The organism is Singulisphaera photorubra (genome assembly GCF_045290345.1).
Classification (GTDB): Bacteria; Planctomycetota; Planctomycetia; order Isosphaerales; family Isosphaeraceae; genus Singulisphaera.
This window is the reverse complement of sequence record NZ_CP155447.1, coordinates 8,760,068-8,783,225: the sequence shown is the minus strand read 5'-3', so window position 1 is coordinate 8,783,225 and position 23,158 is coordinate 8,760,068. Positions and strand designations below refer to the sequence as shown.

Sequence of the window (23,158 nt, the reverse complement as noted above, 5' to 3'; positions counted from 1 at the left end):
GAGACTCAGCCCAAACCCAACGGGAGGACGAGACGCCATGACCACGACCTATCACATCACTGATATCCGCAACATTGCCTTGGCTGGACATGGGGCGTCGGGCAAGACCAGTCTTGCCGACGCCCTTCTTTACACCGCGGGCGCCACTGATCGACGTGGCTCGGTCGATGACGGGACAAGCCTCTCCGACGTTGAGGACGAAGAGAAACGCCGGCACATCACCATCGACTCGCACCTCCTCCATCTGGAGTGGGACAACCGGCAGATCCACCTGATCGATACCCCAGGCTACCCCGACTTCATCGGCAACGCCCTCAGCGGCCTCGCCGCAGTCGAGAACGTGATCACGACCATCGCGGCCACCTCCGGCATCGAGGTCAACACGCGTCGCATCTTCCAGGAAGCAGGCCAGCTCAGGCTGGGCCGGATCATCGCCCTGACCAAGATGGACGGCGAGAACGTCAATTTCCTGGACGTTCTCGAGCAGATTCGCCAAACCTTCGGACCGGGCTGCGTCCCCTTCTACGTCCCGATCGGCCAAGGGTCCTCGTTCTCAGGCGTGATCGATGCGCTCAATCCCCCCGAGGACGTGCCGGATGATTGCCCGATGCATCCGACCGAAGCCTATCAGATGGTGGTCGAGCAGATCGTCGAGAGCGATGAAGACCTCATGAATCGCTACCTCGACGGCGAGACCCTCCCGCTGAGCGAGCTCCGAGAGGCCGCCCACCGGGCGATCATGAACGGTCAGATCGTCCCGATCGTCTGCGTCTCGGCACGTAAGGACATCGGGCTCAAGGAACTGTTGCACCTACTGGCCGATTGCAGCCTGACGCCGGCCGACAGCCACCGCCTCGGCTCGCGGGCCGACGACGAGGTCGAACTCGAACCCCACGAAGATGGCGAGCTCGTCGCGCAGGTCTTCAAGACGACCAACGACCTGTTCATGGGTAAGCTCAGCTTCCTCCGCATCCACTCGGGACGGATTGCCAGCGACACCGTGCTCTCCAACCTCCGCACCGGCAAGACGAGCAAGCCAGGACATCTCTACCGTTTGCAAGGGAAGACCCTGGAGGAGGTGAAAGAAGCAATCGCAGGCGATATCGTCGCAGTCCCCAAGTTTGATGATCTCCACATCTCCGACACGGTCACGATTGCGGGGAACGGCCATGAACCGCACCTGGTTCTGAAGCCGATCAAGTTCCCAACTCCAATGGTCCCACGCGCGGTGGAGCCGAAAACAAGGGAGGATGAGCCGAGGATCTCGGTCGGCCTGACCAAAATCGCCGATGAGGACCCCACGTTCACCTTCCGCCGCGACTCACAGACTCACGAGCTGGTGATCTCCGGCATGAGCGAGTTGCACCTGGATGTGATCCAGCATCGACTCAAGAATCGCTACAAGCTCGACATCAACACGCATATTCCGCACGTTCCTTACCTCGAGACAATCACAGGAGAGGCCGAGGCCCACTACCGCCACAAGAAACAGACCGGTGGCCGAGGCCAATTTGCCGACGTGCAGCTCAGAATCCGGCCCCGAGAGCGAGGTGAGGGGTTCCGCTTCGTCGACTCGATCAAAGGAGGGGTGATTCCTGGCCAGTACATTCCGGCCGTCGAGAAAGGGGCCCGGGAGCAACTGGAGAAGGGGATCGTTTCCGGGAACCCCGTCGTCGACGTCGAAGTCGAAGTCTTCTTCGGCTCCTACCATGCCGTCGATAGCTCGGAACAAGCCTTCAAGACGGCCGCTGCGAATGCATTCCGCAAAGCGTTTGTGAATGCCCGACCGGTATTGCTGGAACCCATCGTCAAGTTGGACGTCGTGGTTCCGCTCCAGAAATTCGGTGACGTCACGGCCGACCTGGCGACGAGACGCGGGCAGATTACGGGTATGGAAGCGATGCCCGGGGGCGTGCAATCGATCCAGGCGAGCGTACCGCTGAGCGAGGTGCTACGCTATGCCACCGACCTGAAAAGCATGACCGGCGGGCAAGGTTCCTTCACCATGGAATTCCGCTCCTACGAGCCGGTTCCGCCCAATGTCCAGCAAAACATCATGGACAAGTGGGCCAAATCCCGCGCAGGCATCGACGAGGAGTGAGTGACCGGATTCGCGTGCCGAACGACTCTCAACGAACGACGGGCCGGGAAGAGGATGCCTCTTCCCGGCCCGTGTCATGAATTCACATCATAGGTGAGTTCGGCTCGGCAGCTCAATAGAAGCCGCCGAAGAAGCCGACACCGTAACCATACCCAAAACCACCAAAGTTGTTGATTTGCCGCTGCATCACGGAGTCACGCTGGATTCCGATCTGCTGGGCCGCCCGTTGATCGGCCAGGGTCGGTCCTCCCCCTCGATCGAAGCTCGCGACGCGCACCGGGTCGACCGACGGATTCACCTGAAACTGGCCGCCCGGAGGATAATACTCGCTGAAACGACCGACACCACCCGGGTTCCGGAATCCGGCCGATCGATCGTTTGTGTAATAATTGGGATAGGGATAGGGGTAGTGATGCACGATGCTTCGACGACGCGGCGGGGCCGACATCTGGGAGAACTGGGACCGGTTGTTGCTGCTTCGAGGAAGTACATTCTGCGAACGGCTCGGTGTTTGCGCCGGGGCGAAAGGCACAAAGGCACCCGTGATCATCACGGCTACGGCAAGTTTTCGGAAAAGGGCCATGGTGTTACCTCTTGGCGCACGGACACACAGGCAAGGCCCGTCCGCTCCGGGTCGAACCTAAGTCTCATTGTATTATTAGAGCGCCGTTGTCGGCGAGCAAACTCATTCGAAAGATTTCTATCCCTTCACTCCATGGATCTGGTTCCACGATCGAGAACCGAGTGGGAGCGTCCGGAGTCAAATCCATCAGCGTTGGCAGGTGGGCTTGCCACACCTGGTCTCGCCCCCGAAGGGCCCCACATCCCCCACTCGCACCAGCCCACGGATCACGAAACCTGAGCGGCCGGGCCCAACGATCCGATGCAGCGCTTTTCACCTGGGAGGATGGGATTCAACCGGCCTGGATTTGAGGTCGTGGCAGGCGGAATCGCCCCTTCTCCACAAAGCCTAAAACCACCGCATTTTTTGATTTTCTGATGGTTGGCCGCGGCTGTCTGAAGGCGACTGGGGGCCGCGGGTCGTCCCCAACCCGCGGCCCCCCCAGAATTCGGGGAATGTTCAAAAGTAGACCATGTCTACCGCATTAGCTGACGTCGTAGGCCAGATTTGGGGCGAGCCAGCGTTCCACCTCGGCGATCGGCATTCCCTTGCGCGTGGCGTAATTCTCGACCTGATCGCGCGTGATCAGATCAACGGCGAAGTACCGCGCCTCGGGATGAGCGAAGTAGAGACCGCTGACGGAGGCCCCCGGATACATCGCGAGCGACTCGGTCAATCGAATCCCAGCCTTGGCTTCGACGTCGAGCAACTTCCAGAGCAGCGACTTCTCGGTATGGTCGGGAGACGTCGGATACCCTGAGGCGGGACGAATGCCGCGATACTTCTCGGCGATCAAGTCGGCCTTGGCCAAGCCTTCGTTCTGCCCGTAGCCCCACTCGCGACGAACTCGCTCGTGGAGATATTCAGAGAACGCCTCGGCCAGACGATCAGCCAGGGCTTTGACCATGATCGAATTGTAATCGTCGTGATCGCGTTCAAAGCCTTCCACCAGGGCCTCAGCGCCAACGCCCGTCGTAATCGCGAAGGCTCCCATGTAGTCGGGGCGGCCCGAAGAGACGGGGGCGATATAGTCGGCCAGGCACCGGAACGAGGTCTGCCCTTCTCGCTCCCACTGCTGACGAAGCATCGGAAAGCGAAACGTCGGCGTCGTCCGCGACTCATCCGAGTATACGAGAATATCATCCCCCTCGGAATTCGCGGGGAAAATCCCATACACCCCAGAGGCCGTCAGCGACTTGCGCTCGACGATTTGATCGAGCAGCCGTTTCGCGTCGTTGAAGAGTTTTTTTGCCTCGGTACCCACCTCGGGCGACTCGAAGATCGAGGGGTATTTCCCCTTCAACTCCCACGCCATGAAGAAGGGAGACCAGTCGATGTAGGGGACCAGGTCACCGAGCGGGAGCGCGTGGATGATCTGCGGTCCAAGTTGCGCCGGGACAGCAATCTCCGAGGTCGTCCAGTCGGTCGCGAATTTCCGTTTCTGTGCCTCGGCATACGTGACCAGGGTTCGCTTCCGTCGCTGGGCGAAACTGACCCGTTCCTTTTCCTGCATCGTCCGGTTTTCGTTGTCGATCAAATCGCGTTGATCGTCGCGATTCAGGCGATCGACCACCCCCACACAGCGCGACGCATCCTTCACATGAATGACCGTGCCGTGATAGCTGGGAGCGATCTTGACCGCCGTGTGCTTGATACTCGTCGTGGCACCACCGATCAGGAGCGGGAGTTCGAACCCTTCCCGTTCCATCTCCTTGGCGACGTGGACCATCTCGTCGAGCGAGGGGGTGATCAACCCGGAGAGGCCGATCATGTCTACGTCATGCTCGCGGGCCGCGGCGAGAATCTTCTCGCACGGGACCATCACGCCGAGATCGATCACTTCGTAGTCGTTACAGCCCAGGACGACGCCGACGATGTTCTTGCCGATGTCGTGCACGTCCCCCTTCACAGTCGCCATCAGCAGCTTGCCGCGTGCCTTCCGCGCACTGACGTCCCCTTTGGCCTTCTCGGCCTCCATGAACGGGAGCAAGTACGCCACGGCTTTCTTCATCACCCGGGCGCTTTTGACCACCTGGGGTAGGAACATTTTGCCCGCACCGAAGAGGTCGCCGACGACGTTCATGCCGTCCATGAGCGGCCCCTCGATGATCGAGAGGGTTCGGGTGTATGACTGCCGTGCCTCCTCGACGTCAGCCTCGACAAAGTCGGCATTTCCCGTGACCAGGGCATGCTTGAGCCGTTCCTCGACCGGGCCGTCGCGCCAGGCCAGTTCCTTCCCTGTTTCCTTCTTGCCCCGCTTCTTGACGGTTTCGGCGAACTCGGTCAGGCGATCGGCGGCGTCGGGGCGGCGATTCAAGAGCACGTCCTCGACGCGCTCGAGGAGATCCTTGGGAATCTCCTCGTAGACCTCGAGTTGGCCGGCGTTGACGATGCCCATATCGAGGCCGGCGGCAATCGCGTGGTAGAGGAAGGCCGCGTTCATCGCCTCGCGGACGACGTCATTGCCGCGGTACGAGAACGAGACGTTGCTGACACCACCGCTGGTCTTCGACTCCGGGAACATCTGCTTGAGCCGACGCACCGCTTCGATGAACTCGACCGCGTAGTTGTTGTGCTCCTCGATGCCCGTCCCGACCGTCAGGATGTTGGTGTCGAAAATGATGTCGGAGGGGGCGAAGCCAACCTTGTTCGTCAGCAGATCATAAGCCCGGGCACAGATTTCGACCTTTCGATCGGCCGTGACTGCCTGGCCTTCCTCGTCGAACGCCATCACCACGACGGCGGCACCATATCGGTTGACGAGCTTCGCTTGCTCGAGGAACTTCTCTTCCCCTTCCTTGAGGCTGATCGAGTTGACGATCGACTTGCCTTGAACGCACTTCAGGCCCGCCTCGATGACCGACCACTTCGAGCTGTCGATCATGATCGGCACCCGGGTGATGTCGGGTTCGGCCGCGATGAGCCGGAGGAACCGGGTCATCGCCTCTTCGCCGTCGATCATCCCCTCGTCCATGTTCACATCGACGATGTTGGCCCCCCCCTCGACCTGGTCGCGGGCCACGCTCAAAGCACTGTCGTAGTCTCCACCTTTGATCAGCCGGGCGAACTTTTTCGACCCTGTGATGTTGGTTCGCTCCCCCACCATCATGAAGTTGCTCTCGGGGCGAATCGTCAGGGCGTCGGTCCCGCTGAGAATCGACCAGGAGGGGCGAGTCGGCCGGGTTCGCGGCCGGATCCCCTGAACGGCCTCGGCGATCGCACGGATGTGCGGCGGGCGCGTGCCGCAGCAGCCTCCCACCAGGTTCAGCCAGCCATCGGTGGCGAACTCGCGGATCCGCCTCGCCATATGGTCGGGGCTGCCGAGCGACCCGGGGCTGTCGTCGAACTCGCCCAGCGCGTTGGGCAAGCCAGCGTTCGGGTAACAGCTCATGTAGGGGACCGCGAGGTCGGAAAGCGCCTCGACATACGGACGCATCTGATCGGCGCCCAAGGCGCAGTTGATCCCGACGCTGAACAGGTCGTAAGGAGACATCGAGGCCCAGAACGCCTCGACCTTCTGTGAGGTCAGGGTCACCCCACCGTTGAAGATCGTGGTGGAGGCCATGACGGGAAATCGCACGCCATGGGTTTCAAAGTATTTGTCGATCGCGAAGAGGCAGGCTTTGAGGTTCAGCGTGTCGAAGGCGGTTTCCGCCAGGAAGATGTCGACCCCACCACTCACCAGACCACGGACCTGCTCGGTGTAAGCATCGACGAGCTGATCGAACGTGACGGGGCGATAGCTCGGGTCCGGATTGTTCGGATCCGACGGGTTGTTGAGCATCTTGTTGGTCGGCCCAAGACTGCCGGCCACAAACCGCGGCTTGTCGGGCGTCTTGCGGGTCATCGCATCGGCCGCTCGTCGAGCGATGGCCGCGGCCGCCTGGTTCAGCTCAAAGACCCGATCCTCGAGGTCGTAGTCGGCCATCGAGATCGCGTTGCTGTTGAAACTGTCGGTCGAGACGATGTCGGCCCCTGCCTCGAGGTAGGCCGTGTGAATCTCCTCGATCATGTGCGGCTGACTCAGCGCCATGACCTCGGTGCAGTTCTTGAGGAGCTTGGAATGATTGCGGAATTGTTCGCCGCGATAATCCTCCTCCGTCGGTTTGTGCGCGTGGATCATCGTCCCCATCGCGCCATCGAGGATCATGATCCGCTCGGAGAGGATCTGCTCAAGGCGATGTCGCGTATCGGTCATTGGACTTCCAGGCATCCTGAAAAGACGGACAAAGGAACCCTTCTCAACACACCTCGCCACCGCAGGTCGAGGTCTGCCAGAAAGACATGTTCGACCTTTGCTTCGACGTCGATTCTCGAATCGACCCGGCTTATCATACTACGAAGGCGGCTCGCCATCGAGCGACGCGATCTCCCAAAATGATAGCGGGAGTCGTGGCGCCACTGGCAATCGTCGTCGCTGCGCCTGGCCTCGAAGCCCGACTCGATCTCTTCTTTAAATTGGGAGGGCGGCGGGTGAACGATTATCTTTCGCGCCCCGAAGCCCTGTCAAGATGGATCGATCAGGCAAGTACCCTTCGGAATCGCGGGGGACAAGCGTGCGTTTTCAGTGGCGAGGGCGGAACGCAATCGCCGAGAGCAATGCCACGATCATGACGATAAGACCCCAGAGCACAGTCTGGGTCGCGGGGTTCGGACCGCGGAGCCTGCGGCGGCGACGCGCGAACTGCCGGGCCAGCGCACGATCGCAAGCGTGGTGTTTCCAGCCAAAAAGACAACCCGTCGCCCCGCAATCGAGGCAGTGAAATTGAAGCAAGTAGGCGATCCCGACAAGGCTGGCGAGCAGAATCAGAATCGACGGAACATGCTTAGCCAGGAACGCCATGCGGGTTGCCACGAACCAGGGGATCAGAGCCGCCAACGCCAGGAACGGATTGGAGATGAGCCGCTGGTATTCCTCGAAGTACGGTTCCAACAGGATCGAGACACGAGCCGGTGGTCGATCGAGGTCGGGATCATGCTGATGACGCCCTGAGAGAGGTTCCACCGGAGAAAAAAACCTCTAAAGGAAAACAAGATTGGCGGCCCAAACGCAATCGCTCTCGCCCCTTTTATCGTAATACGAAGGGAGTCTCATCGCCAAGTCAGCCGTTCCGCCGCGCAACTGATCCGCCAGCGCCTACTTTACAAAGGGTCACGGAAATGAAGAATGGTGGTTTGGTCGTCGAATGTTTGGGAGCGGTTGGGGATCACGCCGTGCATGAAGAAGCGATCCGCAAGGCGGATGTCCTGATCGAAGCACTCGGTTACTTCCGCAAGTTTCACGGACGGTTCACCGTCATCAAGCTCGGCGGCTCGGTGATGGAAGAACCCGAAGCGCTCCGGGCTTTGCTCGTCGATATCGTCTTCATGCAGACCGTGGGTATGAGACCCGTGGTCGTCCATGGTGGCGGTAAGGCGATCACGTTGGCGATGGAACGGGCTGGACTTGAAGCCCGTTTCGTGCAAGGCCGACGTTATACCGATGACGCTACCCTGGGAATTGTCGCCCGCGTGCTTGCTGAAGAAATCAACGTCGACATTGTTCGACACATCACCAAGTACGGCGGACGCGCCGCCGGTTTGCACCATAAGACGACCCAATGCCTCTTCGGCCGTCGACTGACTCTGCCCGACGGGGCAGGGGGAGACGTTGACCTCGGACGCGTGGGTGAAGTGACCGAGGTCGAGGTCTCGTTGATCGAGAACCTCTGCTTCGCCGGGGTCGTACCCGTCCTCCCGTCGCTGGCCGAGGATAACGACGAACTCCTCTTGAACGTCAACGCCGACACCGCGGCAGCCGCGGTCGCCGTGGCGCTCAAGGCCGAAAAGCTTGTGTTTCTGACCGATACGCCGGGGATCCTCAAAGACCGATCCGAACCTCAGAGCCTGATCCGGAGTCTGACGCCGGTTGAGTGTCGTGAATTGATCGCGCAAGGGATCATTGATAAAGGGATGATCCCGAAGGTCGAAGCCAGCCTCGACAGCCTCCGGGAAGGTGTGCGGAAAACTCACATCATCGACGGCCGGCTCCGGCATTCACTCTTACTCGAGATGTACACGGACAAGGGGATCGGGACCGAGATCGTCTTGCAAGAGAATGCGAATGGATCGAGCCGAGGAATCTCGGCCCGGCATTGACGGTCGACTCGCCTCCGAATGGTCGGAAACAATCCTCTTGCCTTCTCACGAACGCCGGGTCGCCGGCCCAGCCTGACGGGAGCTCTAGCCTTGGCCCAAGTCGCGAATCTGAGTTCCGAGGAAACGATTGCCCAGTTCGGCAAGTACGTGATCCCCAACTACCGCCGCTACCCGGTCTGCCTGGTCAGGGGCGAAGGTTCTTGGATCTGGGACGCCGAGGGGAATCGTTACCTCGACTTCTTTCCGGGCTGGGGATGCAACTTGCTCGGCCACTGTCCTCCTCGGATCGTCGAGGCGGTCCGCGAGCAAGTCGGGCAACTGATTCACGTACCGAACACTTGGTACATGGAGTCGCAAGGGGCATTTGCCCGGGCACTCTCGGAGAAAGGGTTCGGCGGCCAGAGCTTCTTCTGTAACAGCGGCGCCGAGGCGAATGAAGCCGCAATCAAGCTCAGCCGGCTCTACGGTTCCCCCAAGGGACGTTACAAGATCGTCACGATGGAGAACGGGTTCCACGGTCGGACCTACGCCGCCCTGACCGCAACCGCCCAGCCCAAGTATCACGCCGGGTGTGAGCCACTGGTGCCCGGTTTCACCTATGTCCCTTACAATAACCTGGACGCAGTGGCCGCGGTGCTCGACGATCAGACAGCGGCCATCTTGGTCGAGCCGATCCAAGGGGAAGGAGGGGTCAACGTCCCTTCCCCCAACTACCTGCCGGGACTCCGCTCGCTCTGCCATGAGCGTGGTGTGCTTCTGATCCTCGACGAGGTTCAAACCGGCCTGGGTCGCACCGGCAAATGGTTCGCCTATCAGCATTCCAACATTACGCCCGATATCCTGACCTGTGCCAAGGCATTGGCGGGTGGAGTTGCGGCCGGTGTGATGATGGCGACCCCGGAGGTCGCCAGCCATCTGAAGCCAGGGACGCACGCAAGCACGTTCGGCGGCAACCCGATCGCCTGCCGCGCCGGCCTCGCCGCCGTCGAGACCATCGAGCAAGACGGTTTGCTCGAACGCGGACGAGCGGTGGGCGAACGGTTCCGCGGCCATTTCCAGTCGCTCCGTGATGAGCGTCCCGAACTGGTTCGCGAAATCCGGATCCTCGGCGTGATGATTGGCCTGGAGCTCTCCTTTGATGCGTCGATCATTGTCTCCGAATGCCTTGAGCGCAAGCTTTTGATCAACGCAACACACGGGAATGTCGTACGGCTCTTGCCCGCGCTCAACGTCAGCGATGAGCAGGTCGATGAGGGGTGTGCCATCCTGGCCGACGTGATCCGGCGTCAGACAATCTGAGCCAGGCGAGGAGGTGCCCGATGATCCGCCATTTTATTGACCTGTTTGACCTCTCGGCCGAGGCCGCCGTAGACCTGATCGACCGGGCCATCGACCTGAAACGACACGACCAACAAGGGCATCGCCCTCCTTACCTGGAGGGTCGAACGCTCGGCCTCATTTTCGAGAAGCCGTCCCTGCGCACCCGGGTCAGCTTCGAGGCGGCCATCGCCCAGCTCGGCGGCAATGCCATCTTCTTGAATGGCAAGGACGTGGGGATGGGGGTGCGTGAGAGCATCCCCGATTTCGCTCGCGTCATCAGCCAATACGTGGATGTGCTCGCGGTTCGCACGTTTGCGCACCGGACGATCGAAGCCTTGGCCGAGCACGCCACGATTCCGGTCGTGAACGCACTGTCCGACGCAGCCCATCCCTGCCAGGCCCTGGCCGACCTGATGACGATCAAGGAGACGCTCGGTCGCCTTGAGGGGCTTCGGCTCGTCTTTGTTGGCGACGGGAACAACGTGGCGCGTTCGCTCGCTCTGGCCGCGGCACTCACCGGCATGGAGTTTGCGCTCGCCTCGCCGGAAGGTTACGAGTTTCCTCCCGAGTTTCGAGCCCGGTTCGAGGCCACCTTCCCGCACATTCCGCTCGTGGTCGAGCACGACCCTCGGCGTGCGCTGGCCGGAGCCGACGTCGTCTACACCGACGTCTGGGCAAGTATGGGGCAAGAACACGAGGCCGAATTGCGACGCGAGGCGTTCGCCCCGTTCCAGGTCAATCGCGAGCTGCTCTCGCAAGCGAGGGGCGAAGCGATTTTCCTGCATTGCCTGCCCGCACGCCGCGAGGAGGAAGTCACCTCCGAGGTTCTCGACGGCTCCCAGAGCGTGGTCATCCTCCAGGCGGCAAACCGGCTCCATTTCCAGAAGGCCCTCCTGATCTGGCTGCTCTCGGACAAGTGGCCCGACGAGCTGAACCGAACCGCCCCCAACGCGATGCATAGCCAGGCCTCATCCTGACGACGGAGCGCGCCGGGGTGACTGGAGCCAGTCATCGGTCGTGGGCATGAAGGCCAGAAATCCGCGAGCCAAAAAAATGGCCCCCAGCCACCCCAGAGTTGGGTGACCATTTAAGGTCAGCCACTCTCAAAGACATCCGAAGATGTTTGACCCACGGAGTTCTGCATGCCTCGCCATGATGGTCGCGCTCCCAATGAACTTCGCCCGGTCACAGTCGAACGCGGATTCGTCCGCAACAGTCCCGGCAGTGCGCTCTACCGAGCGGGGGGGACGACGGTTCTCGTCACGGCCCACCTCTCCGACAAGGTTCCCCCGTTCCTCGAAGGCAAAGGGGTGGGATGGCTGACCGCCGAGTACTCGATGCTGCCCGGCAGCACTCCGACCCGAAAATCACGAGGGACTGACGGCCGATCGACCGAGATCCAGCGCTTGATCGGTCGGAGCCTTCGGGCGGTGATCGATACCAAGGCGCTTGGTCCCTGGACCCTTCACATCGATGCCGACGTCATCGAGGCCGACGGCGGAACCCGAACCGCCGCGATCACGGCTGCTTTCATTGCCGTGGCCGATGCCCTATCGAGCCGATTTGGGGCCGCGGCCGGCACGATTCTCCGAGACAGCGTGGCCGCCGTCAGCACCGGGATCGTCGCGGGCGAGCCCGTCCTCGACCTCGACTATCCCGAAGATTCGACGGCCGAAGTTGACTTCAACGTCATCCGGCTCGGCGGCGGCGGACTCGTCGAGGTGCAAGGCACGGGCGAAGGGGGAACCTTCTCAAGGTCCCAGCTCCAGGCGCTTCTCGACCTCGCCGATGAGGGGATCAACCGCTTGATTCAAGTCCAGCGCGAGACGCTCGGGATTCAATGGCCGTTCATCGCTTGACTTGAGTGCGCCGCTCGGAGGTTCACCGCCTCCGAGCGACCCGATCCGAGGGACCTCGTTTTCCACTTCTTTTTTCCGTCTGGTCGACATGACCAGGTTCTGCTAAAGTCCCGCCCGACAAGTCGCCGAGACCTCATCCCTCGATTCGCAACACGACTGAATGGATTCAATGGAGACCCGTGGTACGGATCAGGGGGGAGTGCGTCCATCGAGCCCCTTCGACCCGCCGCGTACCCTACAGGATGGGGATCGCTCATGAAATCGCCGATCGCCACCTTGGCGCTGGCCGGCTCGTTGGCCACGCTCACCGTTTGCGCGTACGGTCAGGGCCCGAGGAGTGGGCTCTTCCGTTCGTCCGCACCGCAGAAAAATGGCGCGCTGCCGAAAGCCTTCGCGGCTCCAACCGCCCTGACCACCAGCAACCGGGCCGGGACATCGGCTCCCACCGACCCTAACATCCGTCCGGCCAACGTGGCGGGCGCAATGCCTGCGCAGGACTATCCGGAACAGAGCCAGACCCCCAAGATCCCCCTCCCCCAGGACGCGATCGAGCCTTACCTGCTCACCAAAGACGTTGGCCCCTTCATGGTGATGGCGAAGACGTTTCGCGGCCCTGATGCCGAGCGGTCGGCCCTAGCCCTCGTGCTCGAGTTGCGGAACGAACACCAACTGCCCGCATACATTCTGCGAACCAAGGATTTTCCGCGAACAAGCAACATCCGCAACATTCCTCCCACGGCTCCCGCTGGAGTCGACCGCGCCCGGCTCGCCGATCCGGAGCGGGTTCGGAGCTTCGATGAAGCGGCCGTCCTCGTGGGGAACGAGAAGACCCTCAAAGGCTCCGAGGCGCTCCTTCACAGGGTCAAGAAGATCAAGCCGAAGTGCATCGACAATTTGCCCAAGATGTATATCTGGCAAACCGGTCTGAGCAAGGCGATCAGGACCACCAACCCCTATGTCCCCGCCCAGAATCTGTTTCCGGGGAGCAATGACCCGTTCATCACTCGGATGAACCAGGGCCCACACAGCCTCTACAACTGCGCCGGGAACTACACGCTCGAAGTAGCCAATTTCAGTGGCCGGGCGAGCTTCGAAGTTGCCGGTACACAGTCGCTCGGCGATCTGGGGCTGAAGAAAAGCCCGCTCATCACCGCCGCGGAAGACGCTGAGAAGATGGCGCAATCGCTTGCCAAGTCCGAAGAGATTCGACAGCTCGGTCAGCCGGTCTACGTCTACCATGATCGGTCCTCGAGCCGCGTCATGATCGGTGCCTTCAATGCGCCGAACGATCCGGCCGCCGTCCAGCTTCGCGAGCGTCTGCTCCGACTCGCCGTGCCGCTCATCCAAGCGGATGCGTCGAAGGGTCGGCGAAAAGCGGTGACCGACACCATGATCGTCCCGGCCGCCACGCTGACCGAAGTGAGCCCACTCAAGCCCCGATAAGTCGATATCCCGAGCCGTCGCTTCCCGTGCCAGGGCTCGCAAGGTCACCGCAGACTCCGATCATTATCAAAAGGATCCGATCAAGCGCCGAGCAGTTCATGCTCGGCCCTCGATCCGGATCCTTTATCGTATTGACTGGGGAGGGCCTACCGTTCGATGATTGGGCAAACCTCCCCAATCGTGTCCCACCCTTCGAGCACCAAGATGACCTCGTCCCGTCCCGACTCCATCCTCCTTGTCATCGGTACCCAGAACCGCAAGAAAGGGGAGGAGATGGCCGAGCTCATCCACCCGACCTGGGAACCGAACCCGCATCTCGCCCGCCTTTCGATCGGAACTCTGGCGGATCATCCAGAAGTCGCCGACGTCGTGGAGGATGCCGACACGTTCGGGGGAAATGCCCGCAAGAAAGCCAGCGAGACCGCCCGGAACTTGCGCAGCTGGGTACTCGCCGATGATTCGGGACTGGCGGTTGACGCCCTGAAAGGCGCCCCTGGCGTCTTGTCAGCTCGCTATGCAGGGGAGCACGGCGACGACGAAGCGAACAACCACAAGTTGCTCGAGGCGCTGGCAGCTCTCAACGACAGCCAGCGTGGCGCGGCCTTCGTCTGCCATCTCGCGCTGGCCGATCCCGACGGAACGATTCGTCTGGAGTCGGAAGGGGCCTGTCGCGGCAGGATCACCCGGGCCCCTCAGGGAGCCAACGGATTCGGCTATGATCCTTTATTTCTCATTCCCGAGTACCACAAGACGTTCGGTGAACTGAACGCGGTCGTCAAACGGCAGCTCAGCCATCGTGCGCGAGCGTTCGGGCGGTTTCGGAACGACCTCGTGCGATTGATCGCCTCGAATTCGATGGGGTAGAGAACGGGAATCGGGACGCGGGGTCGTTGCCGTCTGGAATTGCAGAGGTGAGTGTGAAAGACGTTCCCAAGGCTTGAATCTTAAAATGCACGAACGCCCTCCACTTTGTCGGTGGAGGGCGTTCGCGATTCAACAGCGAGTTGGACGGGCACTCCGTCGCTCAATAACGACCGAGGAGGCGGCCGAAGAGCGGGTGCTTGCGATCGCAAGGGTCGCAAGCGGGGAGGGTCGTGCAAGGAACCTCAGTTTGGGCCGAAGCCACCACGCTCTGTGCCGAGGCGACGACGGGGGTCGGGCAGTGGACCGACACGGGAACCTGAACGCAGACTTCGACCGGAACCTGGCGGCAGATCGTCTTGGGCACGCAGACGGTGCGGCACTCGGTGACCTGACGCTTGACGGTCACGGGGCAGTGGACGGTGGTCGTCACCGGCACCTGACGGCAGACCGTGTAGGGGACCTTCCGAACGCACTGGATGGTCTGCATTTCGCAGATGGTCTGGGGCACGATCCGGACGCACTGCTCGGTCACGGTCTCACAGATCGTCTGCGGAACTCGCTTGACGACGGTTTCAGAAACCATTCGGCAGGTGGTCACAGGAACCGGGCAGTGACGGGTCTCGGTCACCATCCGGCAGGTGGTCACGGGAACCTGCTTGACCTGCTGGGTTGTGACCATCCGGCAAGTCGTCACCGGGATTCGCTTGACGTGAGTCTCACGAACGGTCCGGGTGATCGTGCAAGGAACAACCTTGGTGCAAGGCACCGAAACCATCCGGGTGACGGTGTAGGGGACTTGCTTGACCTGGGTCTCCGGCACCATCTGGGTGACGGTGTAGGCCTCCTGGCGGCAAAGGGTCTTCGAGCACATCTTGGTCACGCTGACCGGGACGGTCCGCGTGGCGGTGCGGGGCACCATGGTGCAGTAAGAGTAGGGAACGGTCTTGGTGCAAGTCTCAGTCACCATCCGGCAGGTGGTCACCGGGACCTGTTTGACGCACTCGGTTGCAACAGTCTCACAGATGACCCGGGGGACCTGCTTGACGACCGTCTCCGAGACCATGCGGCAGGTGGTCACCGGCACCTGGCGAACGCATTCCTGGGGAACCATCGTGCAGGTGGTCACCGGAATCTGCCGTGTGACGCACTCGGGAACCTGGCGGCAGACCGTGTAAGGAACCTGCTTGCGAACTTGCTGGCTCTCGTAGACCGTGCAAGAAACGTTCTCGACGACGGTTCGGGGGCACCACACTCGCTTGCAGATGTAAGTGGGCGGGCACTGAACCCAGCAACCGTTGACGCACACCATCTTGCCCGGCACTTCGATCTGCTGGTTGACCCACTCACCACATTCGCGGGTGACCTGGCGGACCACCGTGCGCGGCACGCAGATCGTCTCGCAAACTTCGCGGGACGCGGTTTCCGTGACCGTTCGGTAGTTGGTCTCGGTGACGGTCTTCAGGGTGGTCGTCTGGACCGGGCGGCAAACTGTGTAGCGCTGCTCCTGCATCACGGTCTCACGCACAGGGCGGCAAACCGTGTAGCTCTGGTTCTCGAGCACGGTCCGCCGAACCGGCGTCTGAACGGTGTAGCGGCACTCCCGCATCACAGTCTCGCGGACCGGGCGGCTGACAGTGTAGGCCACCTGCTTATAGGCGCACTGTTTGACGGGAACCATCACAGTGTAGGGCTGGCACTGAAGCACCGTGGTCTGAACCGGCACCTGCACCGTGTAAGGGACCGAGCGATAGCAGGTCTTCTGAACGGGCCGGCACACCGTATAGGTGCAGTTCTTGTAGGCCGTCTCCTGAACGGGGCGGCAGACCGTGTAGTTCACGGTCTTCATGAAGGTCTCTTGCACCGGGCGGCAGACCGTATAGGCACATTCCTTGTAGGAGACTTCACGAACCGGGGTCGTGACGTTGTAGGTGCAGGTCTTCAGGGTGGTTTCCCGCACAGGGCGGCTCACCGTGTAGACCCGATTCTCCATATGCGTTTCGCGAACCGGGCGGCTGACCGTATAGGTGCAATCCTTCCAGATCGTCCGGCTCACCGGGCGTTGAACGGTGTAACGGCACTCTTCTGCACGGTTCTATAGGTCGGACGCTGTACGGTATAAGCTTCGTCGCGTACGCACTGCTCGGAGACCGTCTGCATCGTGGTGACAGTTCTGGGCTGCATCACCGTTTCGCAGACATCGCGTACCGACGTGACTTGCTGATTTTCGTAGACGGTCTCCTGCACGGCCTGGAGAACGGTCTGACGTTGGGTCTGATACTCAACATGGCCCCCGCACTCCTGGGGAACCGGACAACAACGCGTTGAGGCCCCTCCAGCATAGCTGGCCGCCTCCGCCGGGTGCTCGGCCACCCATGCCCCAAAAACCAGGGTCATGAGCGCAACCGATCGAAGTTTCCGCATCATACGCTCCTCAATCACACTCCCGACCTAATCTCGCCGATCGCTGAGCCCGTGCCACGAAGCTCCGCTCGGGCTTCGGACCCGCTAACTCACTGATAGTGTTCGGTCACTCGTGGCTGGCAGCTTAAGGCTCTTTCTCTATATTTCCCAAGGACCCAAGCCTTCCAGAACGCAAGGTTTACCCAGATGTTACGTAGCTTAGATAAAGCCCCTGCAATAACTCCCGAACTGCTACGGAACCCCGATTCCGCACGGCAGGAATCACCGACAAGGTTTCGCGAATCGATTTTCCCGCACCCCCGAACTCACAGATCTCTATGGCGTCTGTGAGACGTGGAGTACGTTATGGGGTCTGGGAATCGGAGTAAGCCACCGGGGTAGCGAGGACGGGACACCGATGAGCATTCTGGATCGATTTCGGCTCGATGGGAAAGTGGCGCTCGTGACGGGGGGATCGCGGGGCCTGGGCCGCGTGATCGCCGAGGCGTTAGCCTCAGCGGGGGCCTCGGTCGCGCTGACGGCGAGGAATCGTGAGCAGGTGGAGTCGGTCGCCCTCGGCATCCAGGCCTCGACCGGCGCCAGGTCATTCGGAATCGTGGCCGACGTCACGCGGAACGCTGACGTTACGAGCACGGTGGCTCGAGTGCTCGACACCTACGGGCGGTTGGATATCCTGGTCAATAATGCGGGAATCAACATTCGCGGACCCATTGAAGAACTCAAGGAGTCGGACTGGGACCAGGTGATCGACACAAACCTGAAGGGTCCCTGGCTCTGTTGCCGCGCCGTCTCCGAACCGATGAAGCGGCAGAAGTGGGGCCGTGTGATTAACATGTCGAGCATGCTCGGCGAAGTCTCCATGCCAGGTCGGACTCCCTACGCGTCGAGCAAAGGGGGACTCGACCTCCTGACCAAGACGCTCGCCCTGGAATGGGCATCCGACCGGATCAATGTGAACGCACTCTGCCCTGGTCCATTCGCCACCGAGCTCAATCTGCCGTTGCTCAACGACCCGACCATCAATGCGGCCATGCAGGCGAAGATCCCGTTGGGGCGATGGGGGGATCCGGCTGAGATCGGACCGGCCGCGGTTTTTCTCGCCTCGGAGGCTTCGAGCTTCGTGACGGGAGCGTGCCTTTTCGTTGACGGCGGATACACCGTCCAGTGACAAGCTCAAGTTGGCCATTCTTATGAGAGATCGCATGTCCTCTGACTCAGAATCGAAGCTCGAGATCCCGGCCGGGTTTCGCACCGCGGCGGTCAAGGCCGGCATCAAGCCCTCGGGAGGACTCGACCTGGCCGTGCTCGTCAGCGACCGCCCCTGCGCGGCCGCGGGAACATTCACGACCAACCGAGTCTGTGCAGCCCCGGTGCGGTGGGATCAGGCCTTGGTTCCCTCCGACGCCATTCGGGCCATCGTCGTCAATGCAGGCAACGCCAACGCGGCTACCGGCGTTCAAGGCGAGGCGAACGCGGCCGCGACCGCCGACTTCGCCGCCAAGCAACTCGCCTGTCTGCCTCAGCACGTCCTCGTGGCGTCCACAGGCGTTATCGGCCATCAGTTGCCCATGGACAACCTCCGCGACGGCTTGGCTCGCGCACTGGCCAGCCTCTCCGCCGAGCCGGAACAGTTCGCCGAGGCGTCTAAGGCGATCATGACGACGGACACGCGTCCCAAGGTCGTGTCCCACCGCCTGGAATTGGATGGGCGATCGACGGCGCTGCTGGGCCTGGCGAAGGGGGCGGCGATGATCGGACCTCGAATGGCGACGATGCTCGCCTTTCTGGTCACCGATGCACACGTCGCTCCGGCGGACTTGCAGGCGATCCTCTCCGAAGCTGTGGAATCCACCTTCAACTGCATCTCGGTCGAGGGGCACACCAGCACCAACGACACCGTCCTTCTCCTTGCCAACGGCGCAGCCGGGGGTGAACCGCTCCAGGGCGACTCGCTGGCCAAGTTCGCAGCCACGGTTCACTCGACGTGCCAGACGCTCGCGCGGATGATACCCGAGGATGGTGAAGGGGCCACCCACCTCATCACGATCGACGTCGAAGGCGCTCGCGACCGCGAGGAGGCTCGCACGATCGCGCGGGCGGTCGCCGACAGCCCGCTGGTGAAGACAGCGGTGGCAGGTGCAGACCCGAACTGGGGTCGGATTGTCTCGGCCGCGGGCTATTCCGGCGTTCCGTTCGAGGAACGAGAGCTCTCGCTCTGGCTCAACGACACACCGCTTTACCGTGACGGCGTTCCACTCAACTTCGATGCGGCAGCCGTCTCGGCACATCTGCGAGCCGAACGCGAGACCAAGATCCGCCTCACCCTGCAACGTGGTTCCGGATCGATCCGTTTCTGGACCTGTGACCTCACGGCCGAGTACGTCCGGCTCAATGCCGACTACACAACCTGAACCCACACCTCCGCTTCTCGTAAGTAGGGCGGCCCGCCGTTGGGTTTCACCCCGGCGGACCGCCTCTCAGAATTCAAAAGTGGAATCGATTCCACCGGCCGGGCCGGACAACGGTTCGAATCACACTCAATCGACACTTACGAATACCAGCAAATCCGTAAGGCCTCACATAGAATTCCATACGACTTCCCTGTAGCGATCCGCTGGCTACGGTTTCGACTTGAGCCGCTCGTCGAAGAACGCTTGAACTTGTTGGAGCACCTCTTTGGACGATGGTTCCGTATCCCCGCGAAAGCCATGTCCGCCACGCTCGACTTTGACGAGGGTCGCGGGGACTCCCGCCTTGATCAAAGCCTCGTGGAACGAAACCGATTGATTCAAGGGGACGAGCGGATCCTCGGTGCCATGACAGATCAGGAAGGGGGGATCTTCCTTGGAAACGTAGGAAATCGGGCTGGCCTCGCGAGCCTGCTCCGACTTCTCGGCGACCGACCCTCCCAGCAGTTGAGCGACCGATCCATCGGGTTTGGTCGCTTGCTTGGCGGGCATCTGGGTGAAGTCGGCTGGACCATAGAAGTCGCAGACTGCCTGAACTCGACTCGACTGATCAAGATGATCGCCGATGTCCCACACCGTCTTGTCGCCAGCCGTTCCCAGTAAGGACACGAGATGCCCGCCTGCCGATGAGCCCCAAGCGCCGACATTGTCGGGGTCGATGTGATAGGTCTTGGCATGCGCTCGGAGCCAGCGGAGGGCCGCCTTGCAATCCTCGATCTGCGCGGGGAACTGGGCTTCGCCCGAGAGCCGGTACTCGACGCTGGCGACGACATACCCTTTCTTTGCCAGATTTGCAGCACCCGTGGGGAACTTGTTTCCCTGCCGCCAACCACCTCCATGAATCCAGACGATCAGCGGTAACCTCTCGGGAGCGTTCTCGGGCACGTAAAGGTCGAGCTTCAGGGTTCGGTCGTTTTTGAGCGTGGCATACGTGAGGTCACGCTCGACCTTGACCCCTTCGAGCACGGGCATCGCGAACTTCTTCTTCGCGAACAGCCCCTTTCTCTTGGGCTTGGGAGCATCCTCCTTGGGTACGGGCGGAGCACCGCTGGGTGCTTGTGCCAGCGCCAAGGCTCCGACAGCGATCAACGAGGCGGCCAAAGCGAAGTGCCGCGGGATCCGACCAAACATGGTGCAGTCTCCAACTGGGTGGGTCGTTCAAGTCCGGCACCCCGACAAGGAAGGGACCTGCTCGCTCGTCATGAAACCCGAGGTTGGCAATCAAGTTTCGAAGATCGACAAGGGGATAACCACGCTGTGGTGGGTGCACCGGCAAGATTGAGACGCAACGGTCGATCGACTCATTCAAGAGACGTTCCCATCCCAGCCGTGTGCAAGGGAGATGGGGATCCTGAAAGGAAAGCAATTCCCACCATCACATGCTGATGATGGTGGGCGGTGCCTGACCGAGCATCGATCAAAGGGAAACGGGAGGGGAGACAAACCGTGGGCAGAGTGGAAGGGAGGCAGACCTCGGAGCGAGGCGGGAGCTCAGCTCTCCGTCTTTCTCACCGCGGCGGCGAGAGGTCGGAGCACCGCCAACATCGTGTTGAGATGAGCGAGGCGAGGCCCAAAGCGATCCACGAAGTCGGTCAGAGCAAAATCGCCCTCGAGGAGGTTTTCATGATGATCGGAGACGTAGTCGGCCAGCTCACCCATCAGTGCGGCGTGAACTTTCTCGAGATTGCCAAGTGACTCTCGGCAGTGCTCGAGCACCGGCTCGTGGCCCGTCTGCCACCGTTCGAGTTCAGCGATCTGCCGCGCTCGTTGCTCGCGGTTGACCTGTGCGGCTTCCCGGGAGAGTTCGAGTTGCTGCCGCTGGTTCTCGAGGATCTGGCGCTGAATCTCGAGCGTCTGATTTTGTAAGTTCACCAAGAAATGAAGCAACGCGACCGGATCGTTGTAGTTGGCGGCGGCCGGCGCGGGCCCCTGTCCAGTCGGAGAGACTTCCATCCGGTATGTCCAGGGCGGCGATGGGTTCTCGCGTGAAGACACCCCAACCTCCTTCACTCGTTTCGGGACGGCATCGACCGACGGTCGGGTTGTCTCCGCACCATCCCCACCCTTTGTGGTTGATATTGAGTATACGCCACGACTTCTTCGTCGCACAGAGCAAGCACTCGAGCAATCTGGAAATCGTGGCTCACAGAGCAGAGAACGACCAAAATCGGACTCTACTGGTAGGGATTATTCGCCGAGATCGAGCGATTATTCTTCGTTCACGCGGTCAGATGATAAAACGCATCAGCGAGAACGTCGACAATATCCCCGGCGATCGTTCCGATCTCGCCGTTCTGGTCTCGGGCCAGGTCACCGGCCAATCCGTGGATATAAACACCGAGTTGCGCCGCCTCGAACGCGGGGAGCTTCTGACCGATCAGAGCGGCGATCACTCCAGTGAGGACATCGCCCGCGCCTCCCGTCGCCATACCGGGATTTCCGGTCGAGTTGACATAGATCCGGGTCCCATCGGTCACGATGGTTTTCGCCCCTTTCAGGACGACAACCAGGTTGTCGGCCTGGGCGAGAGCCACGGCATGGGTCTCGCGATCGGCCTGGATCTCGGCGACGGGCCGCCCCGTCAGTCGGGCAAATTCGCCGGGATGAGGGGTGATCACGGTGGGCCGCTTGAGATCAGCCAGCGCGTCGGTCTGGCCAGCCAAGGCATTGAGCGCGTCGGCGTCAATGACCGTCGGTAGGCTGACGGATTCCACGACCCAGCGGACGAGGTCGCGGATCTCCGCCGACTGACCGAGGCCGGGACCAATGGCAAGGACGGTGGACCGTTCGAGCAGCTTTTCGATCGCCTTCTTCGCGGGTTCGAAGCGGATCAGTCCCTCTTCGTCGCTCTCCAAGGGGTAGGTCATATAGCTGGGCTCGAAGCTCGCGACCGTCGGCTGAACCTCGGCCGAGCTCGCGACCCGAACAAGGCCCGCCCCGGATCGAAGTGCCGCGACGCCGGCCAAACCGGCCGCGCCGGCCATTCCGCGCCCTCCCGCCACGACGAGTACCGAGCCGTAAAGCCCCTTGTGTCCGTCTGCCGGACGTTTCGGAAGAATAGGAAGAGTATCGACCCGCTCAAGCGTCATGGACGGAACCTCCGCGTGCTGTAGTTTGTGTCTGGGCTGAGCTTCGCGCTTGCCCAGCCCGCCGGGCGATGAGACCGGCGACATGGCCCCCCTTGAAGCCAGCGTCGATGTTCACCGCGACGACATTCGATGCGCAACTATTTAACATCCCAAGCAAAGCCGCCAGTCCGCCGAAACTGGCCCCGTACCCCACACTGGTGGGCACGGCGATCACCGGGCAATCGACCAATCCGCCGACAACGCTCGGCAAGGCACCTTCCATCCCCGCGACGACCACGACGACATCCACTCCGCCCAGCGTGTCGAGCTTGTGCAGGAGCCGATGAAGCCCCGCCACGCCGACATCCGCCAAGAGGGTGACCTCGCAGTTCCAGGCCTCGGCCGTCACCCTGGCTTCTTCGCCCACCGGCAGGTCACTCGTACCCGCGGTCACGATCGCAACCTTACCCAAGGTAGGCCCTGGGTCGACCGCCCCTCGAATCCGAAACGTTCGCCCAAGTGGATTATGTTCCCCACGGGCAAAAACCGATTTCAGGTGGGCCGCCGTCTCCGGCTCGATCCTCGTAACCAATCCCCCTTGTTCATGCTTGAGCAGAACCTTCAGTATGCCCTCGATTTGCTCCGCCGTCTTGCCTTGTCCGAAAATGACTTCAGGAAACCCGCAACGAATGCCCCGGTGTAAATCCACCGACGCGTAGCCTCCAGCGTCCTCGAACGGGACCGTGCGAAGCTTTTGCGCGGCGTCCGTCGGCGAGACCTCGCCGTTCCGCACGCTCTCCAACAATGTCCTGAGATCGTGTGAGTCCATGAATTCTTTCCACGATTTCTCGTAC

Annotated in this window: 18 protein-coding genes; 9 read left to right on the top strand and 9 right to left on the bottom strand. The window is 61.5% G+C overall.

What is annotated here, in order from left to right:
- The first annotated feature begins 37 nt into the window (after nt 1-37).
- Nucleotides 38-2,101, top strand: a complete 2,064-nt coding sequence (gene fusA, locus V5E97_RS32805; protein WP_406695752.1) for an elongation factor G — start codon at nt 38-40, stop codon at nt 2,099-2,101.
- A gap of 112 nt (nt 2,102-2,213) precedes the next feature.
- Here the strand turns inward: fusA and V5E97_RS32800 are convergent, their stop codons facing one another.
- The 3 genes from V5E97_RS32800 to V5E97_RS32790 all read right to left on the bottom strand — a co-directional run bounded on the left by V5E97_RS32800 (nt 2,214) and on the right by V5E97_RS32790 (nt 7,728).
- Entirely contained in the window at nt 2,214-2,684 is a 471-nt protein-coding gene (locus V5E97_RS32800) for a hypothetical protein (protein ID WP_406695751.1), read from the bottom strand.
- Nucleotides 2,685-3,207: 523 nt separating this feature from the next.
- On the bottom strand, nt 3,208-6,921 hold the full coding sequence (gene metH / locus V5E97_RS32795) for a methionine synthase (RefSeq protein ID WP_406695750.1): 3,714 nt from the start codon (nt 6,919-6,921) through the stop codon (nt 3,208-3,210).
- Nucleotides 6,922-7,287: 366 nt separating this feature from the next.
- On the bottom strand, nt 7,288-7,728 hold the full coding sequence (locus V5E97_RS32790) for a hypothetical protein (protein ID WP_406695749.1): 441 nt from the start codon (nt 7,726-7,728) through the stop codon (nt 7,288-7,290).
- Between the two features lie 155 nt (nt 7,729-7,883).
- On the opposite strand from V5E97_RS32790, the gene argB reads away from it, so the two are divergent.
- From argB to rdgB, 6 genes are all read left to right on the top strand, one after another.
- The gene (argB, locus tag V5E97_RS32785; protein ID WP_406695748.1) at nt 7,884-8,861 is read left to right on the top strand and encodes an acetylglutamate kinase; all 978 of its coding nucleotides are present in this window, start codon (nt 7,884-7,886) and stop codon (nt 8,859-8,861) included.
- Nucleotides 8,862-8,951: 90 nt separating this feature from the next.
- A complete protein-coding gene (locus V5E97_RS32780) occupies nt 8,952-10,160 on the top strand; it encodes an aspartate aminotransferase family protein (protein ID WP_406695747.1) in 1,209 nt (402 codons plus the stop codon).
- A gap of 20 nt (nt 10,161-10,180) precedes the next feature.
- Nucleotides 10,181-11,158 (top strand): ornithine carbamoyltransferase, encoded by a 978-nt coding sequence (argF, locus tag V5E97_RS32775; protein WP_406695746.1) that lies wholly within the window; start codon nt 10,181-10,183, stop codon nt 11,156-11,158.
- Between the two features lie 165 nt (nt 11,159-11,323).
- Nucleotides 11,324-12,040, top strand: coding sequence for a ribonuclease PH (rph, locus tag V5E97_RS32770; protein ID WP_406695745.1), 717 nt, complete (start codon nt 11,324-11,326; stop codon nt 12,038-12,040).
- A 255-nt stretch (nt 12,041-12,295) separates the two neighbouring features.
- The gene (locus tag V5E97_RS32765; RefSeq protein ID WP_406695744.1) at nt 12,296-13,483 is read left to right on the top strand and encodes a hypothetical protein; all 1,188 of its coding nucleotides are present in this window, start codon (nt 12,296-12,298) and stop codon (nt 13,481-13,483) included.
- Nucleotides 13,484-13,687: 204 nt separating this feature from the next.
- The gene (rdgB, locus tag V5E97_RS32760) at nt 13,688-14,347 is read left to right on the top strand and encodes an RdgB/HAM1 family non-canonical purine NTP pyrophosphatase (RefSeq protein WP_406695743.1); all 660 of its coding nucleotides are present in this window, start codon (nt 13,688-13,690) and stop codon (nt 14,345-14,347) included.
- Between the two features lie 160 nt (nt 14,348-14,507).
- On the opposite strand, the gene V5E97_RS32755 is transcribed toward rdgB, so the two are convergent.
- Nucleotides 14,508-16,400, bottom strand: a complete 1,893-nt coding sequence (locus tag V5E97_RS32755) for a hypothetical protein (protein ID WP_406695742.1) — start codon at nt 16,398-16,400, stop codon at nt 14,508-14,510.
- Nucleotides 16,397-16,771 carry a hypothetical protein gene (locus tag V5E97_RS32750; protein ID WP_406695741.1) on the bottom strand — a complete coding sequence of 125 codons (375 nt, stop codon included), beginning with the start codon at nt 16,769-16,771 and terminating at the stop codon, nt 16,397-16,399. The genes V5E97_RS32755 and V5E97_RS32750 overlap by 4 nt, the downstream gene beginning before the upstream one ends.
- A 394-nt stretch (nt 16,772-17,165) precedes the next feature.
- Between V5E97_RS32750 and V5E97_RS32745 the strand changes: the two genes are divergently transcribed.
- Both V5E97_RS32745 and argJ read left to right on the top strand, forming a co-directional pair.
- Complete coding sequence (locus V5E97_RS32745; protein ID WP_406695740.1) at nt 17,166-17,936, top strand: SDR family NAD(P)-dependent oxidoreductase; 771 nt, start codon at nt 17,166-17,168, stop codon at nt 17,934-17,936.
- Nucleotides 17,937-17,970: 34 nt separating this feature from the next.
- Nucleotides 17,971-19,179 (top strand): bifunctional glutamate N-acetyltransferase/amino-acid acetyltransferase ArgJ, encoded by a 1,209-nt coding sequence (gene argJ, locus V5E97_RS32740; RefSeq protein ID WP_406695739.1) that lies wholly within the window; start codon nt 17,971-17,973, stop codon nt 19,177-19,179.
- Between the two features lie 207 nt (nt 19,180-19,386).
- Here the strand turns inward: argJ and V5E97_RS32735 are convergent, their stop codons facing one another.
- From V5E97_RS32735 to larB, 4 genes are all read right to left on the bottom strand, one after another.
- Nucleotides 19,387-20,367: an alpha/beta hydrolase fold domain-containing protein gene (locus tag V5E97_RS32735; protein WP_406695738.1), complete on the bottom strand. Its 981-nt coding sequence runs from the start codon at nt 20,365-20,367 to the stop codon at nt 19,387-19,389.
- 360 nt (nt 20,368-20,727) lie between these two features.
- Complete coding sequence (locus V5E97_RS32730; RefSeq protein ID WP_406695737.1) at nt 20,728-21,231, bottom strand: hypothetical protein; 504 nt, start codon at nt 21,229-21,231, stop codon at nt 20,728-20,730.
- Nucleotides 21,232-21,455: 224 nt separating this feature from the next.
- On the bottom strand, nt 21,456-22,325 hold the full coding sequence (locus V5E97_RS32725; protein ID WP_406695736.1) for an NAD(P)H-hydrate dehydratase: 870 nt from the start codon (nt 22,323-22,325) through the stop codon (nt 21,456-21,458).
- Entirely contained in the window at nt 22,315-23,133 is an 819-nt protein-coding gene (gene larB / locus V5E97_RS32720; RefSeq protein ID WP_406695735.1) for a nickel pincer cofactor biosynthesis protein LarB, read from the bottom strand. The genes V5E97_RS32725 and larB overlap by 11 nt, the downstream gene beginning before the upstream one ends.
- Nucleotides 23,134-23,158: the final 25 nt, after the last annotated feature.